Origin of the sequence: Alloalcanivorax balearicus MACL04 (genome assembly GCF_025532145.1) — a bacterium.
In the GTDB taxonomy this organism is placed as follows: Bacteria; Pseudomonadota; Gammaproteobacteria; order Pseudomonadales; family Alcanivoracaceae; genus Alloalcanivorax; species Alloalcanivorax balearicus.
Window position 1 is genome coordinate 22703 of the sequence record NZ_ARXS01000037.1, and the last position, 17251, is coordinate 39953.

The 17251-nt window shown below is 58.5% G+C and carries 12 protein-coding genes; all 12 read right to left on the bottom strand.

Features of this window, described 5'->3' with window-relative positions:
- Positions 1-2: 2 nt before the first annotated feature.
- The 12 genes from MA04_RS20215 to MA04_RS20270 all read right to left on the bottom strand — a co-directional run bounded on the left by MA04_RS20215 (position 3) and on the right by MA04_RS20270 (position 17234).
- Entirely contained in the window at positions 3-770 is a 768-nt protein-coding gene (locus MA04_RS20215; RefSeq protein WP_262462499.1) for an SDR family oxidoreductase, read from the bottom strand.
- An 89-nt stretch (positions 771-859) separates the two neighbouring features.
- Positions 860-1312 (bottom strand): TIGR01841 family phasin, encoded by a 453-nt coding sequence (phaP, locus tag MA04_RS20220; protein ID WP_262462501.1) that lies wholly within the window; start codon positions 1310-1312, stop codon positions 860-862.
- Positions 1313-1493: 181 nt separating this feature from the next.
- On the bottom strand, positions 1494-1724 hold the full coding sequence (locus MA04_RS20225; protein ID WP_262462503.1) for a DUF6489 family protein: 231 nt from the start codon (positions 1722-1724) through the stop codon (positions 1494-1496).
- A gap of 27 nt (positions 1725-1751) precedes the next feature.
- A complete protein-coding gene (locus MA04_RS20230) occupies positions 1752-2354 on the bottom strand; it encodes a GNAT family N-acetyltransferase (RefSeq protein WP_262462505.1) in 603 nt (200 codons plus the stop codon).
- Positions 2351-3445: a PHA/PHB synthase family protein gene (locus tag MA04_RS20235; RefSeq protein WP_262462507.1), complete on the bottom strand. Its 1095-nt coding sequence runs from the start codon at positions 3443-3445 to the stop codon at positions 2351-2353. The genes MA04_RS20230 and MA04_RS20235 overlap by 4 nt, the downstream gene beginning before the upstream one ends.
- A gap of 14 nt (positions 3446-3459) precedes the next feature.
- The gene (locus MA04_RS20240) at positions 3460-3936 is read right to left on the bottom strand and encodes a hypothetical protein (RefSeq protein ID WP_262462509.1); all 477 of its coding nucleotides are present in this window, start codon (positions 3934-3936) and stop codon (positions 3460-3462) included.
- 157 nt (positions 3937-4093) lie between these two features.
- Complete coding sequence (locus tag MA04_RS20245) at positions 4094-5188, bottom strand: AraC family transcriptional regulator (RefSeq protein ID WP_262462510.1); 1095 nt, start codon at positions 5186-5188, stop codon at positions 4094-4096.
- Between the two features lie 242 nt (positions 5189-5430).
- The gene (locus MA04_RS20250; RefSeq protein ID WP_262462512.1) at positions 5431-6216 is read right to left on the bottom strand and encodes an esterase/lipase family protein; all 786 of its coding nucleotides are present in this window, start codon (positions 6214-6216) and stop codon (positions 5431-5433) included.
- 333 nt (positions 6217-6549) lie between these two features.
- Positions 6550-7821: an HlyD family type I secretion periplasmic adaptor subunit gene (locus tag MA04_RS20255; protein ID WP_262462514.1), complete on the bottom strand. Its 1272-nt coding sequence runs from the start codon at positions 7819-7821 to the stop codon at positions 6550-6552.
- Positions 7818-10007: a type I secretion system permease/ATPase gene (locus tag MA04_RS20260; protein ID WP_262462515.1), complete on the bottom strand. Its 2190-nt coding sequence runs from the start codon at positions 10005-10007 to the stop codon at positions 7818-7820. Before MA04_RS20260 ends, MA04_RS20255 begins: the two co-directional genes overlap by 4 nt.
- Positions 10004-11296, bottom strand: a complete 1293-nt coding sequence (locus MA04_RS20265; RefSeq protein ID WP_262462517.1) for a TolC family outer membrane protein — start codon at positions 11294-11296, stop codon at positions 10004-10006. The genes MA04_RS20260 and MA04_RS20265 overlap by 4 nt, the downstream gene beginning before the upstream one ends.
- A gap of 175 nt (positions 11297-11471) precedes the next feature.
- On the bottom strand, positions 11472-17234 hold the full coding sequence (locus MA04_RS20270; RefSeq protein ID WP_262462519.1) for an Ig-like domain-containing protein: 5763 nt from the start codon (positions 17232-17234) through the stop codon (positions 11472-11474).
- Positions 17235-17251: the final 17 nt, after the last annotated feature.

Below are 17251 nucleotides of genomic sequence, written 5' to 3' on the forward strand. Positions count from 1 at the left end.
AGTCAGACGGCGGTGATGCCACCATCGACTGCCAGAATTTGCCCGGTAATGAAGGCGCCGGCCTTGGTGGCGAACAGCGCCGTCACTCCTTTCAAATCTTCTGAGCCTCCGACTCTGTCCATCACCGACATTCTGGACGTTTCGCTTTCACTCAGTTGAGCGGTCATCTTGGTGGGGAAATAACCCGGAGCGATGGCATTGACATTAATACCGAGCGGCGCCCATTCATTGGCCAGGGTTCGTGTCATGTTCACCACGGCACCCTTGCTGGCGTTATAGCCCAATGTCGGTATGCCTTCGGGATAGAGGCCTGCCAGCCCCTGGATCGAAGCAATATTGATAACTTTGCCACTCTTGCGCGGCACCATGCAGCGCCGACCCACTTCCTGGGTAATTACGAAAATGGCCGTTACGTTCAAATTGATGACTTTCTGCCATCCGTCCAGGCTGTGTTCGATGGTACTTGCACCCCATGAGGTCCCTGCGTTATTCACCAGGACATCAATCGGGCCAAGGGCCTCCATCACCGTCTCCACCATGGAGGGAATGGCATCAAGATTGGACATGTCACAGACAATCGGAAAGGTCTCGACGCCCAGCGACCCGAGATGTTCCGCCGCCGCTGTCAGTTCGTGCATCTTACGGGCAGTGATTGCCACCTTGGCCCCCAGTTCACCGAGGACTTCCGCCATCTGCAAACCGAGTCCGCGTGAGCCTCCCGTAACCAGTGCGACACAGCCATCGAGGTTCTGTAATTCGGATAAGCTCATTCCCGTCTCCCGTGCTTATTATTCTTTACCGTATTCTCTAAACCGAAGCCCGGGCGTAACCCTGACACCCGGGCGTCCGACAAGGTCGATTATTTTTTCGGTTGAATCAGGTTCTGAAGATTGCTCATGTTCTCCTGCAGCCGCTCCTGAAGCACTTTCCAGGCATCGCTATGCGCTTTGACTTCCAGTTCAGCCAACTCACGCACATTGCTCATCGCCTTCTTGAGCCGCTCGCGCGCCGCTTCACCTTGCTTGCCCGGCCCCTCGCCCGTGGCGCTGGCTTCCTTTACCGCTACCTGCCATTCCTGAAGGGTTTCTTCAAGAATCTCTCCACGTCGTTTGACTAGCGTACTAATTCCCTCCGAAGCCTGGCGGCTGGCTTCATTCAGGGCCTCCAGCTCTTTCTTCTGCCATTCCGTGATAGCGTCAAGATCGACACCCGGCAGCTTGTATTTCTCAAACAGATCTTTAAGTTGATCCGCCCATTGGGTGGCGGGATTTTCGGTTTTTTCCGCTGATTCTTTGGCGCTTTTTACTGCCATGCTGCTGCCTCTCCTGCTCTGTCTGGTTATAAAACGATTTGGGCATGGATCCGCACTGGATCAGCCAAACGATTCCCAATGACAACGTTAACAAGGCCTCTGAACCCCAACGAGGTTTGCAGTGACAGCCAAACCGGTCATTTTGGGACACGAATAATACCGGCCCATTGATGTCCGCAACTCACTTTTCCTCCCCTCTCCATTTGGAAAACAGCGATTGCCATTGCTCCGTTCCCGGGGCCATTGGCAACCAGGTTTTGACCAATTCCTTTGGATCAAGCTTCTTGAAATAGGCTTCCACCCTTTCCTCCGCACCCTTCATCATGCGATCCTGCATTGGCTTCCAATTCGGAAGGCCTAGAAAAATGCGGGCTTCTTCCGGAGTGCACTCCACGTTGATGGTCACTTTCATCACACCCCTCCTTATCATTTCCTTTCTTCAGGAAAGCGCATCGGTGACACCATAGGCACCGAGTACCCCCTGGAAACCCTGGACGTCATGCCCCATCACGAGAAGGTCATGCTTTTTTCCTCGCATATCTTTCACGTGGTCCCGGAGAACGCCCTCCGGGCGGAACCCCAATCCCTCGAATACGGCTATCGCTCCTTTTTGGTCCGGTGTCATTCGTACCACTATCCTTTCCATACCCAGTCCCAATGCGGCGGAGAAGGCTTCCTGCACCAACACCGTTCCTAGCCCCGTGCCTCGCATATCGACACTAACCAGGACGCGAAGCTCTCCCACGTGAGGCGACCAGGGCTCATTGGAAGGGATAACCGTGGCGGTACCCGTAAATCGGTTGGCACTCTCCGCCACCAGCCCCATCATTCGACCGGCTTCCACCTCATCCAGCCATTTACGAATCACCGCTGGCTGCGTAATGTCCCGCATCAGAAACAACAAGTCGTGATCGGGCAAAGCGGAGGCGAAGCGGAGCATAGGTTCCTGATCGGATTGCGTCATTAACCGCAGTACCACGGACTTGTCAGCAAGGGCCTGCTCACGTGGCAGGCGCTCGGCACGCTCATGACCAACACTCATAACGACCGCTCCGATAACCATCCGTCGATCCTGGGCCATAGACGTTTGATGGCGTTACGTCCGGCAACCAGACTGACATGCCCGCCCTCGATAACCTCCTCGATACGATCTTCCGACGTCACCTGGTAAACAAGGCATCGGGCGGATTCATAAGGAACGATATGATCGTACTTCGCGACTACATGCATAAAAGGCACCGTTATCTCTCCGAGATCGACCTTTCGGCCATTGAGTTGAAAGCGCCCTTCCACCAGACGATTCTCCTGAAGCAGTTCCTTAACGGTCTGGCGAAAGCATTCACCGGCAAAAGGGATCTGATCGTTACTCCATCGATCCAAACGACGATAAGCGGTAACGAATTCGTCATTCCACATGTTGTCCCAAAGCCGTATCTGGGAAAAAAAACGTGAGGCCGGTCTCAACATGTCAAAGGATGCAAGAATCATCTCGGCGGGCACGTTGCCTAACCGGTCCACGATATCGTCAACGTCGAAATGACGCTTGTCCGTCCATGCCCTCTGTAAAGTCATTCCCGAGAAATCGATTGGCGTGGTCAGGCAGAGCAGATTCTTCAGCGGGCCGTGCGGATACTGTGTGGCATACAAAACCGACAGCAGCCCGCCGAAGCAGTACCCCAGAATCGAAACATCGGGCTCGCCGCTGTCCTCCTGGACACGTGCGACACAAGTGGGCAGCAAGTCCAAAACGTAGTCCTCCAGACGCAGATTCCTGTCCTCGTCCCGAGGCGCCCCCCAGTCAATCAGATACACATCAAAGCCTTTTTGAACCAGGTACTCGACCAGGCTTTGCCCGGGAGCCAGATCAATAATGTACGGCTTGTTGATCAAGGACATCACCAACAGAACCGGTACGCGATAAACCTCCTCGGTCTGTGGCAGGTAGTGATAGAGGACCAGAGTTCCCTGCCGGTAAAGTTCGGCTTTCGGTGTTTTTCCCGCGTCAGTGCCGCGGTGATTCAGATACTCCACCCCCTTTATCTGGCGCAGAATCACCCTTTCCACTTCACGCTGGACGATATCCGCAACCTGACCAGGAAATGAGGAGGTATCAGCTTCAACCTTGCTGGTCATAAGGAGCCACCCATCTAATCTTTGTTTATGCTCGAATTGCGTGTACGTTTCGGCTTCGCAGTCGTGGACCGGCTAGCGCTCCGGGACTTACCTGCAACGGCGGAACCTTTCTCCAAACGGCTCAGGCTATCCTCGATGGCATCCAGGCGCTCGGCGATTGCCGCTATGTCCTCCCTGGTAGCCAGATTCACCGTCTCGAAGTACCGCTGTGTCATTTTCTGGAAGGTACCCTGGGATTGTAGAAGTGCCTTCAATACTCCCTGACTCGCGGCGGCGTACTGTGGAGTCGCCATGACTTTACTGAGGCAATCATTGATATTTCTTTCCTCTTCGGTGAGAAACTTACGCCATGCCTCAAAGGGATCTTTAGAAGTACTATCGTCCGGCTTCTTACTCATTTTTTCTCCGCCTTTCGCATCACCATCTAAAGCGAACATTTTTCCATGCCATACAGAAATCGCTCTTCCTCCGATAAATATAGTGCTCTGCATGGGTCATCGGAAAAGGTGTTCATTGTCCTTTTGGCCGGTGATTTACGGACAAAGGAGGCCGAAAGCGAGCATGACGTCATCAGGCCCACGCGACCGTTAATTTTTTTCAAAGAGATATAAATAATAAGTAAAAAAAAGGGTTCCGATCCGACGGAAATCAGCTTTCGCTCGAGTCCATTCCCCGATATTCCGACGGAGAACATCCCGTCCAGCGTTTGAAAGCATGGCGAAAATTGGCTGCGTCCGAATACCCCAGCCGACAGGATATCTCTTCGTTGGTAAGCTCGGTTTTGCGCAGGTATTCCACCGCCAACCTCATCCTCACATCACGCAGCAACTCCCTAAAGGACGTGTCCTCATTGGTGAGCCTGCGGCGCAGTGCTCTCGGATGCATACCCAGTTCCGCCGCCACCCCTTCGAGGTCAGGAAAGTGGCCGACGTACTCCACCAGAAGTTCGCGCACATCAGCGGCGATGCCACCCGAGACATTGAGTTCGCTCAGGAGTTTTTCGCAGATTTCCAGCACCATGGCATTGGTTCGAACATCGGCGAAGGGCAACGGGTCCTGCACACCAGGAGCTTCAAACCAATAGATATTGTCTTCCTGATCGAAGGATACCGGACATTCCAGGATCTCTTCATAAGCGCGACCGTAGGATGGACGGGGGTAGGCCAGCTCCACCCGGGAAAACCGGAACTTACCACCGGTTACATCCCGGCAGACCGACAGATGGGCGGCCAATGCGAACTCCACCGAGAATCGATAGGCCATGTCGGCAGGATCGGTCCATTGCCTTGGCGTGAGAGTGCAGTAGCCACCATTACCTTGCAGAATCATTGGGGCCTGACAGAACGGGCTTCCAGAAAGAATGTACTTGTTGTTGACCATCGACACATCAATGAAATTGGCACTGCTCAGTAAAGCGTAACCATACATGCCATAACTGGTCACGCGCATCCTCCGACCTGCCCGGAGAGCCACATCCATGTCGTGCATCAGGCTCAAGGTACTGCGGACCACCTTTTCAAGGTGTTGATAGGAAGTGCGCGTGGTATGCCTGGTCAGCATCGACGCCTCAAGATCGGTCCCATCCAGTATCTTTTGCACAGCGCCCGTTTGTGATTCGACTTGTTGGATGATGGCGGTAATGGAGTGAGTAAAATTTACACACCTTTCGGAAGCTGGAACAAAGTCATCTACCATAACGGGTAATACCGGATCACGTTCATTTAGTTGTTTTAATACGGGCATCGCCTTTCTCCCGGTGCAACACCCTAATAATTAGCGGCTGAACGCATGACCGGTCAAGCATTTAATTATTTTGTTCTTTGTAAACCTTTCAGCGATTAGAAATATTTTTTAAGATAAAAAACCGCCGCTCATGGAAAAATCCATCCATGAGCAAAAAGCGGTGACACCGACACTCCTGATACGAACTGAAGTGCCGGCGACACCGAGAGCCAGCACCTGTCACGGCGCTGGCCGACCCTATGTTACGATGCGATATCGGCGTACCGCGCCGGCTCCGGGAACCAGCCCCGATAGGCCTCCCCACCCCTGAAGGGGCGCCAGCCATCCTCCTTTTGCGCCAACCGGTCAGCGATCACATAATAGGCAAGAGGGTTATGCCCCAGGCCACAATGGCTGCCCCTGATCTCGATATTCTCGCGCTTTTCCCCTTCCTCCTCGATGGAACATTCCCATGCCACGATACCGTCAGTGCGGCTATAAACTGAGCTGAAGGGCACATCCGGCGGGACCTCAACATGCAGGGACTCTCGTACCTTGTCCACGGAGTGACCAGACAGGGATTCATAAAGGCGCCAGGCATTACTGGCTCTGGGGTTTCCCTTGAAGGGCGATCCCAGGGTGATCACCTGGCGCACCAAATCCGGCGCCTGTTTGGCCAGCTCGCGGGCATAAAGTCCCCCCAGGCTCCAACCGATCAGACTTACCTTCTGGCCATCATGGCGCTCATGGATTTCCTTTAATCGTTCGATCTGCCGTTCGCGCATACCAGAGCGGTAGCCCACATTGCGTCCCAAATTCCAGCCGTAAGCTTCGTAGCCACGATTACGCAGGAACATCCGTAACGCCACGGTGCTGGAATCATCAGCACTGAGTCCCGGTAGTACCAATACGGGATGGCCATCGCCCTTGGGCAGGGTTCCGAGCCACGGAAGGGATAACGTCAGACTTCCAAACTCTACGGCAGCCCGCCACTCCGCCCAGAGCAGGAGTAAGGACGGTGCTTTGATCTCGCTGGAAACAGCCTGCATATTCGAGCTCCTTTGATTCATTGTTGTTACTTGAGTCTCGTCGGCAAAAGCCAAAATGGTTATTTTCTGCTCACTTGTTCCACCATGGTCCCTATGAGCAAAGCTCAATCAGCACATTTGCCCTTTGCTCTTAACACAATAAAAGATGCGCGCACCGGCGCTAGGTCGAAATCGTCCGACCCGCCAGTCCGCTCAGAACCCCCCTGGAGACGTCGATTCCGGTTTTATCTGTTTGCAATGAATTTGAATGGGCGGCATGCAGCGAACCCGCGTGGACGGCGAGTCAGCGGGGGACCAGCTCCCCACGTTTTGATTATCCGTGATGATGCGGAACTAGCGCTCCCGAAGAGCCTCTCCGGCGTGATCGATCGGTTTCATCAGATACTCGAAAATGGTCTTCTCACCGGTGCGGATGTCCACCTTGGCGATCATGCCCGGTACGATCGGAAACCGGGTACCCGCATCAGTGATCAGAGCGTCCGCCTTGGTACGAATAAATACACGGTAATAGAAAATCTCGGGTTTGACCTCATCCTGAATGGTATCCGGCGAAATCATCGCCACCTCGCCATCCAGGTCGCCATAAACGGTATAGTCGTAAGCAGTGATCTTCACCTTGGCGGACTGACCGGGGTGAATGAAGGCGATATCCCGGGGAGAGATCCGCGCTTCCACCAGTAACTGATCGTCCAGTGGAACGATTTCCATCAGACGGCCATTCGGCGGAATCACCCCGCCCCGGGTGCTTACTTCGATGTCCTTCACCACCCCCCGTACCGGCGAGCGTAATGTCAATCTAGACAGGGTGTCCGAGCGGCCCCGCACCACCGAGGACAATGCGTTGGCCTCGGCCTCGGCGCGGGCCAGTTCTTCCCGTGCGAGAATCAGGTATTCAGAGCGGATTTCGCTGGCCTTCAACTCCAGCTCCGAGAGCTGGCGCCGTAAGCGCAGTACTTCCACGTTACTGGCAGCTCCGATTTCCAGCAGCGATTTGGTCAGTTGCAACTCTTCACGCACAATGCGCTGAGACTTATGAACGCCGGCCAGAGACGATCTCAACCCTCGGCGCCGCGTTTCATACAGCTCGGTTTCGGCGGCGATAAGCTCAGGATAGGCCTGTAATGCATCAGGGAATATCAACGGCGTTTCGTTGACTTCCGCTTCTAGCCTGGCGACGGTCCCCAGAGCCGCGCGGTAACGGGCCGCACTTTCTTCCATACTGGACTCGGTCTTGGTCAGGTCCAGTTGCGCCAGTACCTGCCCGGCATCAACGATGTCCCCTTCCCTGACCCCCAGGTCCGTCAGGATCCCACCCTCCAAGGATTGGATGATCTTCTCCCGGGAAGACGGGATCACCCGGCCATCGCCCGTTGATACTTCCACCACTTCGGCGAAATAGGACCACGCCAGCAATGCGGCTATGACCAGACAAACGAGCCAGACAATGCGAGTTGAGCGAACCACGGTGGCATCGTCCACTTCGTCGTTGTAATGGCGATGATCATTATCGTAATCCAGCAGAGACGCCGTTCCCCCGGCCGCGCTCATCGACAACCCCGTGGCTTCCAAGGGGGAGGAATTGACGGCTTTATCGCTCTCTTTCATGGCCGGGTCCCTTCCTCGCTACTTTTCGCGGACTGAACCGGTGTCTTTTTTGATAGAATGGACAGTACTTTGGCGCGCGCATCGTCCAACAAAATCTGGCCGTTCTCCAGCACGATGATGCGGTCGACCAGATTAAGCATACTCATCCGGTGTGTCGCCACCACCAGGGTCCTGTGTTCCAACCAGTCACTCGTTCTCTGAATGAATTTCTTTTCCGCTGTCTCATCCAATGAGGCGGTGGGCTCATCCAGCAGCAGAACATTGGGCTGCCGTAACAGCAGACGGGACAGTAATAGCGACTGGCGCTGGCCACCGGACAATCCGAGCCCGCCTTCAAGAATTGGATGATCCAGCCCGTCCGGCAGCGTTCTCAGATAATCGCTGGCACCGGTCATGTCCATGGCGGCGAGCAACTCCTGATCAGACACATGGGGGGCACCCAGCATCAGGTTATCCCGCAGGGTGCCGTGGAACAGTCGCGCGTTCTGGCTGAGGAGACCGACATCCCGACGCACATCCGCCGGATCGATATGGGTGAGATTGACGCCGTCCAGGAGAACCTGTCCGGAGCCGGCTTCGATGGCGCCGGCCAGAGCCTGCAGAAGCGTGGATTTGCCCGCGCCATTGCGTCCCAGCACACCAATGCGCTCTCCCGGGTTGATGGTCAGTGACTTCACCGCCAACGCCGCGGTGGGGGCCTCGGCATATTGGAACACCGCCTGCTTCAACTGATAGTGACCGGTGACGAACGGCCGATGAACCCGTTTTTCCTCCTCCGGGTGATCCACCGCGCGTTCCATGATCTGATCCAGACTGCTCATCGCCACCTTGGCATGCTGCCATTTGCTCATCACATGCGTGATCTGAGACATCGGTGCCATCATACGTGATGCCAGGATCGATGCCGCCACCAGCGACCCCACCGATAATTCCGCTTCCATCACCATCGGCGCACCAAACAGAACGATGACGGCGAATACCCCGCTTTGTATCGTGTGACTCCACACCACCAGAGTATTGGCGATGTAACGCAGCTTCAGATTGACGTCGGCGGTGATCGCGTTGTAGTGATTCCACTGCTGCTGAAAGCGCGCTTCCGCTTGCAGCGATTTGACGTCCTCCAATCCCTGGATAGTTTCCACCAGCATGGCATTACGTAATGAAGACTCGCGCATGGCCTCGTTGGCGAGAACATGCAGGCGACGCTGCACCAGCAGGCCGGGGATGATCATCAGCACCACCGCGGCCAGCGGCACCAGCACCAAGGGACCGGCGATATACCAGAGCACGAAACAGAACAGGAAGAAGAAAGGCATATCGGCGAAAGCCGTTACCGTACTGGAGGTGAGCAATTCCCGAATATGCTCCAGCTCGCGAATCTGGGCGATAAAGGACCCGGTCGAGCGCGGCTTTTCCGAGTTTTTAATGCGTAACGCGTGGCCAAAGACCCGATCGGACACTCGCATATCGGCCCGCTTGCCCAACAGATCTGTGATATGAACGCGGCTTCTGCGCAGAATGAAGTCAAACACCATGGCCACCAGTACACCGGAGAACAGGACGTATAAGGTGGCATAGGATTCCGCCGGAACCACGCGGTCGTAAACCTGGCGGGAAAACAAAATGCCGGCCAATGCCAATAGATTGGCTACCAGCGATGCCAGCATCACATGTCCGTAGGGCTTCAGATCACGAAGGATGATGCGCCGGAACCAATTGGACTGATAAGGCCGGACATAATCGTCCACCCGGGCGTCGGGGGCCGAACGGGTCGGTCTCAGGATCAGTGTGAGAACCACATTGTCGATCAGCTCCTGACGGGGAAGCTGACTTTTGAGGCCCTGATCGCCACTGTAGGACAGAGCCACCGTCCCATCACCGCCGATGCTTTCGGCCACCGCCACCTGGCCGTCCTTGAACTGCACCACCAGGGGAAACCGCCAGGGTGTCAGCGGCATTTCGCCCAGATCGCCAATCTTGCAGGCCAGTCCCAATTGGCGGGCCATGGCCTTCAGCACGTCGCCCGGGCTCTGTCCTATGCTCCAGGCGGCGGTCAGATGAACATTCTCCTCGGAATATTCCAAACGATAATGCCGGGCCACCGCCAACATGGCTTCGGTCCACGGTCCGTAGTCGGGAGCCGGCGTGGCTTCGACCAGGGTTTCTTCAGCATCCTGAGTACTCATGGCTGAATCGGCACTCCCTGCACGGCGGCGCTGCTCAAACCGAACACCGCGCGAATTTCCGCCACGTTGTAAAGACAGTCGATTTGCAGGCGGCGTAGATCAAATCGGGTGTTTTGCTGCTCGAAGCGGGACTGGTGGATCTCCTGTTCCGTATTGAGAATGTCCAACAGCGAGCGCGTTCCCAATGATAAATACTGCTGCCGATATAGCTTTTGCGTCTCGGCGATGCTGTTATAGCGGTTGTTCAGCAATTCGAGGCGCCCGGACAGACTCCGTGTCTGCACCTTCGCCTCCCGTAACCCCAGAGAGACTTCCCGGTAGGCGGCATCCCGGGCGGCATTCGCCGCCTCAAGGGCGTAGTCTGCCGCCCGCCGGCGGGCCTTTAACGCGCCGCCTTGAAACAGCTTGCTGCTTACCCCCACGGAAACGAAGACGTCATTGTCCCGATCCATGGCTTCCAGGTCCGCGGGCCGATCATTCAGATAGTGCTCGAAATCCGCGGAGATCGAGAAGGTCGGCAACATCTGTGCCCGCGCCTGACGGATCAGCGAACGGGCTTCCGCCCGCTCCGCTTCCGCCCGCATGATCCGGGGCACATTGTCGAAGTCTTCCTCCACGCGAAGGCAGGCGTCAGCCAGATGATCGGGAAACTCCGGAGACACCGTGACCGGCCCGGGGGAATTCAACAGGCTTTGCAGGTTACGCTGCCAGGCATCGCTTTGTGCCTGGAACTGCAGAACCGTGGCCTGGGCCGCCTCTTTTCGGGATAGCGCCTGGATTTCGTCCGACCGGGTGGCGGCGCCCTTGGCGGCGCGCTGAGACGCCAGTTCCTGCAATTCTCCAATGGCTTCCACTTGCTCCTCGGCGATTGTCAGCAGCGTCTGATAACGTTGGACCTCAATCACCGCCTGAGCGGTTTCTCGGGCAAGCTGGTCCACCGCCAAAAGTACGTTGGCCTGGTCCCGCTCCACCCCATGGGAGGCCGCCGCCACGGAACTGGAGACCTTGCCGAAGTCATACAACATCTGGGAGGCCGAAGCGGTCAGCGCCTCTTCGGAGCGTCCGGTGGAGTCCCTGTAGCCACGGCTCAGACCAGCGCTGAGTTCGGGATAATAGCCTGCACGTGCCACCGCCACCTGCTCGTTTTGCTGGAACAGGCGGCCAATGGATTCAGCGATCACCGGATGTGTATCCACCGCCCGCCGAACCGCGCTGACAATATCGAAATCCGCTTTGTTTCCGTATACCGGAGCCTGTTTGATGGCTTGTTCCGGGTCATCGGTATCCACACCGGTTTCCCGTGCCCCGGCTTCGCCAAGGCAAACGCAGAGCATCACCATCGCTAACAGGCATGGACGATGAGTTCCCTTGCTTCCGTGAGACCGCATTCAGATCCTTAACTGCTGCTTTCCCTGGGAAGGCACCGGGCCTTCTGGCCCGGTGCCGGTGTGCATCGTCAATGGCTTAAATCACCGAAATGCCGCTTTGCACCCACAGTTCGCTGGGATCGCCCTCCTGGCTGTAGACCACATAATCAGTGCCGTCGACGGTGGAGGTGCCGGTGCTCTGCCACTCCCCGGCCAGTTCCACTGTGTCGTCCTGGTCGCCATCGATGAACAGCACATTGTTGGCATCGGTCATCGCGATCAACGATGCCAGATCAATGGATACCGTGTTGGCACCGGTACCGCCGATGGACAGATGCTCAATATTGTTGATCGTCGCCGGGTCGACATAGTCGGCCGCGAGACTGTCAACGAAATCGAGCGAAATGCCGTCACCAGTCAGCAACAGCGTATCCTCCCCTGCACCGCCGTCGAAGGTATCGTTACCGAGGCCGTCGTAGACCAGGGTATCGTTGCCATCACCACCATTCAGGGTGTCGTTGCCATTACCTCCTCGTAGCCAGTCATCTCCGGCGTTACCGTTAAGCACATCGTCGCCGTCGTACCCATAGAGACGATCATCACCCGCCGTACCTTCCAGGGTATCGGCACCCGAGGTTCCATCGGTCACAGGGTTGTTCGCCGCGTTCAACAGGCTGAGCTCAGCCAGCTCAGTGACGCTGTCCGTGGCGGTCTGCCCGTCTACGTCCTCCCCGGTAATGGTGTAGCTCGGCAACAACCCGACATCGGTTCCGAGCAAGGCATCCGCCAGATAGATCGACGCCAGGAACTCGTTGATAGCCAGGTTATCGATAGCCCCGCCATCCGCGGCGGTAATCGTCAGCGTCGGCGTGAGATTGAGTGGGAAAAGGTTATAGTCGCTGAACTGGATATCCAGTCCCAGCTCATCGGCCAGCGCCTGAGACCAGTTCAGAGTCTGGTTCCCCGCTCCCAACAGTCCGAGAATCTGGTTAATGCTCAACAGCGACGACATCTCGATGGTGACCGACGCCAGATTGTTGTTCGGGTCATAAGCGGAGAACATCTGATGGTTGAGATCGAGCAGCCCGATCGCCTCCACACCAACAAGACCCAGCAGGCTGCCGCCGTCGACATTCACCACCGGACCGGAGGCAGCGACGTCAAAGCCGACCGCACCGGAATCCGGCGAGACATTGCCGGCAGCATCGGTGATCGTCGCGGTGGCGGTATAGGTACCGTCATCCAGCCACTGGGAAACATCCACATTGGCGGTGCCGGCGGTCACCTCGTCCGCGGTCACGGTATGTTCGGCGGTATAGACCGCTCCGCCGTCGCCCGTGAAGGTCAGAGTGATGACATCACCCGCCTCGGTGCCGGCAGGCAGACCGACCTCAGTCTGAACACCGTCCACCATCTCATTGCTGTCGATGATACCGTCGGCGGCATCGGTGACGCTCAATGTCGGCGCATCCGGCGCAACGGTGTCCACCGTCACATCAAAGGCGGCACTCGGATCCGAAGTATTGCCCGCTTCGTCCGTGGCCGTGGCCGTGAAACCATAAGTGCCATCGGCCAGCGCTGCCGGGACGACAAAACTCCAGTTACCACTGGCATCGGCCTGCACCGTACCTACGGAAGCGCCATCCTGGAAAATTTCCACGGTGCTGTTGGCTTCCGCCGTGCCAGTCAGGGTCGGCGTGGTGTCGTTGGTGCTGCCGCCGGTCAGTACCGGATCGGTGCCCGGTGCCACATCGTCTTCCGCCTGGGTTATGACCGGCGCCTCTGGCGCGACGGCATCCACGATGGCGGTGACCGGGTCACTGGTATTCCCCGCCTCGTCAGACGCGGTCACCGTGATCTCCGCACCATCCGCCAGAGGAGCATCCGGCGTCACGCTCCAGTTACCATCGGCGTCTGCTTCCACGGTGTAGTCCGGCGTACCATCGCCGTCCACATCCACACCAACGGTGCTGCCCGGCTCGGCGGTGCCACTCAGTTCGGTACCGTCGCTCGGATTCACCACCGGCGCTTCCGGCGCGGTGGTGTCCACCGTCACTTCAAACGCCGCACCGGGATCCGAGGTGTTGCCGGCAGCATCTGTAGCCGTCGCCGTGAAGCTGTAAGTGCCTTCGCCCAGTTCCGTAGTGGGCGTGAAGCTCCAGTTGCCGTCCGCGTCAGCCTCCACCGTCCCCAAGGACACACCATCCTGGAACACTTCCACCGTGCTGCCCGCTTCCGCGGTGCCGGTCAGGGTCGGCGTGGTGTCATTGGTGCTGCCACCGCTCAGGATCGGATCCGTACCTGGCTCCACATCGTCTTGCGTTTCGGTGATGGCCGGAGCTTCCGGAGCAGTAGCATCTACCGAGACCGTTACCGGATCACTGGTGTTACCGGCAGGATCGCGGGCCGTGACACTCACGTCGGTACCGTCCGCCAGCGGCGCATCCGGGGTTACACTCCAGTTACCATCGGCGTCGGCCTCAACAGTGTAGTCCGGGGTGCCGTCACCATCAGTGTCCACTTCGACTGTGCTGCCCGCTTCGGCCGTACCGACCAGGACCGTTCCATCGGTGGGTTCCACTGTTGGAGCCTCCGGCGCGGTGTTGTCCACCGTCACTTCAAACGCCGTGCTCGGATCCGAAGTATTGCCCGCCGGATCCGTTGCCGTGGCGGTGAAGCTGTAATCGCCTTCGGCCAATTCAGTGCTGGGTGTGAAGCTCCAATTGCCGTCCGCGTCGGCCTCCACCGTTCCCAGGGAGACACCGTCCTGGAACACTTCCACCGTACTGCCCGCTTCAGCGGTGCCGGTCAGGGTCGGTGTGGTATCGTTGGTACTGCCACCTGTCACCAGCGGATCGGTGCCCGGTGCCACATCGTCCACTGCTTCGGCGATAGTCGGTCCCGCGGGCGGTGTGGTGTCGTTCAAGTTCTCGTCAACGATGGTGGTGACCGGATCACTGGTGTTACCCGCCCCATCCGTGGCGGTCACACTGACTTCTGTGCCGTCCGCCAGAGGTGCATCCGGAGTCACCGACCAGTTACCATCGGCATCCGCCTCCACCGTGTAGTCCGGGGTACCGTCACCGTTGATGTCCACTTCAACGGTGCTGCCCGCTTCGGCGGTGCCGGTGAGTGTTGTTCCATCGCTCGGTTCCACCGTCGGCGTCGCCGGCGCGGTGGTGTCCACATTCAATTCAAATGCCGCGCCCGGGTCCGAGGTATTACCCGCCGCATCCGTGGCCGTCGCCGTGAAGCTGTAGTCGCCTTCGGCCAGTTCGGTCGCCGGCGTAAAGCTCCAGTTGCCGCTGCCGTCGGCGGTAGCCGTACCGATCTCCGTGCCGTCCTGGAAGATCGCTACCGTACTGCCCGCTTCAGCGGTGCCGGTCAGGGTCGGTGTGGTATCGTTGGTACTGCCACCTGTCAGCACCGGATCGGTGCCCGGTGCCACATCGTCCACTGCTTCGGCGATGGTCGGTGCCGCCGGTGGCGTGGTGTCGTTCAGGTTCTCGTCCACGATGGTGGTGACCGGGTCGCTGGTGTTACCGGCGTCATCCGTGGCGGTAACGCTTACTTCCGTGCCATCCGCCAACGGGGCATCCGGAGTCACCGACCAGTTGCCATCAGCATCCGCCTCCACCGTGTAGTCCGGGGTACCGTCGCCGTCCACGTCCACATCAATGGTGCTGCCCGGTTCGGCGGTGCCGCTCAGTTCGGTGCCCTCGCTCGGTTCCACTGTCGGCGCCGCTGGCGCAGTGGTATCCACGTTCAGTTCAAACGCCGTACTCGGATCCGAGGTGTTGCCGGCCGCGTCCGTGGCCGTCGCCGTGAAGCTGTAGTCGCCTTCGGCCAGTTCGGTTGCCGGCGTGAAGCTCCAATTGCCGCTCGCGTCGGCCGTTGCCGTACCGATCTCGGTGCCACCCAGAAGGATCGCTATAGTGCTACCCGCTTCCGCTGTCCCGGTCAGGGTTGGCGTGGTGTCGTTAGTGCTGCCGCCGGTCAGCACCGGATCGGTGCCCGGTGCCACATCGTCCACTGCTTCGGCGATGGTCGGGGCCGCCGGTGGCGTGGTATCGTTCAGATTCTCGTCAACAATGGTGGTGACCGGATCACTGGTGTTACCCGCCTCATCCGTGGCCGTTACCGACACTTCCGTTTCGTGGGCCAGGGGTGCATCCGGTGCCACCGACCAGTTACCGTCGGCATCCGCTTCCACCGTGTAGTCCGGGGTACCATCGCCATTGGTGTCCACTTCAACGGTACTGCCCGCTTCAGCCGTACCGGTAAGCAAAGCCCCATCAGACGGCTCCACCGTCACTTCAGGCGCCACGGTATCAATTGTCACCGTGCCGGTGGCCGTGCCTTCGTTACCTGCGCCGTCGGAACCGGTAACCGTTACCGTGTAATCGCCATCCGTCAGCGCCGGCAGATCCCCATCAGCCAGTGTCCAGGTGCCATTGCCGTTATTGGTGGCCACATAGTCGTTGCCGCCCACGGAAACCACGATGCTGGCGTCCGGATCGTCCACTGTGCCGGTCAGTTCCGGGGTGCTGTCGTTGGTGACGACCGCATCCAAGGTCACCACCGGCGGTGTGGTGTCGTTCAGGTTTTCATCCACGATGGTGGTGACCGGGCCGCTCGTGTTCCCCGCCGGATCACTGGCGGTGACGCTCACCTCCGTGCCGTCCGCCAACGGTGCATCCGGCGTCACACTCCAGTTGCCATCGGCATCCGCTTCCGCCGTGTAGTCCGGGGTGCCATCACCGTCCACATCCACTTCAACGGTGCTACCCGCTTCGGCAGTACCGGTCAGCGTCGTCCCACCGGTGGGTTCCACCGTCGGCGTCGCCGGCGCGGTGGTGTCCACGTTCAGTTCGAACGCCGCGCTCGGATCCGAGGTGTTGCCGGCTGCATCCGTGGCCGTCGCCGTGAAGCTGTGGTCGCCTTCGGCCAGTTCGGTCGTGGGTGTAAAGCTCCAGTTGCCGCTGCCATCGGTGGTAGCCGTACCGATCTCCGTGCCGTCCTGGAAGATCGCTACCGTACTGCCCGCTTCAGCGGTGCCGGTCAGGGTCGGTGTGGTGTCGTTGGTGCTGCCACCGGTCAGCACCGGATCGGTGCCCGGTGCCACATCGTCCACTGCTTCGGCGATGACTGGCGCCGCCGGCGGCGTGGTGTCGCTCAGGTTTTCGTCCACGATGGTGGTGACCGGATCGCTGGTGTTGCCGGCGTCATCCGTCGCCGTTACCGACACTTCCGTGTCATGCGCCAACGGCGTATCCGGTGCCACCGACCAGTTGCCATCGGCATCCGCTTCAACGGTGTAATCCGGTGTGCCATCCCCGTTGGTGTCCACCTCAACCGTACTGCCCGCTTCAGCCGTACCGGTAAGGATCGCTCCATCGGTTGGCTCCACCGTTGGAGCTTCCGGCGCGGTAGTATCGATGCTTACTTCAAACGCCGCACTGGGATCCGAGGTGTTATTCGCCGCATCGGTCGCCGTGGCGGAGAAGCTGTAATCCCCTTCCGCCAGTTCGGTGCTGGGCGTGAAACTCCAATTGCCGTCCGCGTCAGCCTCTACTGTTCCCAAGGACACACCATCCTGGAACACCTCCACCGTGCTGCCCGCTTCCGCGGTGCCGGTCAACGTCGGCATGGTGTCATTGGTGCTGCCACCGGTCAGCACCGGATCCGTGCCCGGAGTCACATCATCCACCGCTTCGGCAATGATCGGGGCCTCCGGCGGGGTGGTGTCGTTGAGGTTTTCATCCACGATGGTGGTGGCGGGATCACTGGTGTTGCCGGCCGGATCACTGGCGGTGACGCTGACTTCCGTACCGTCCGCCAACGGCGCATCCGGCGTCACACTCCAGTTGCCATCGG